Below are 253 nucleotides of genomic sequence, written 5' to 3'. Positions count from 1 at the left end.
ACCCCAGATGTTCCAGCGCATCGGCGCGGTAGCCGTGCAGCAGAATGTCGGCGTCTTTCAACAGGCCTTCAAACACCGCGCGATCCGCAGGAGCCTGCAGATCCAGCCGCGCACAGCGTTTGCCCACGGTCATTTCCGGGACCACACCGGGTTCGTTCCAGCTCGGTGGATCGATCCGCAAGACGTTGGCGCCCAGCCCGGCGAGAAAGCGGCTAGCGGTGGGGCCGGCGAGCACGCGGGTCAGGTCGAGCAC

The 253-nt window shown here is 66.4% G+C and carries 1 protein-coding gene; it reads right to left on the bottom strand.

Features of this window, described 5'->3' with window-relative positions; all coding sequences use genetic code 11:
* Positions 1-253 (bottom strand): CoA transferase (locus AAEY83_RS17015; RefSeq protein WP_351061010.1); only part of this gene is annotated, 253 nt, incomplete at both ends.

It is taken from the genome of Psychrobacter sp. TB20-MNA-CIBAN-0197 (genome assembly GCF_040309765.1).
Lineage (GTDB): Bacteria > Pseudomonadota > Gammaproteobacteria > Pseudomonadales > Moraxellaceae > Psychrobacter > Psychrobacter submarinus.
This window is presented reverse-complemented; position numbering and strand designations above follow the sequence as displayed.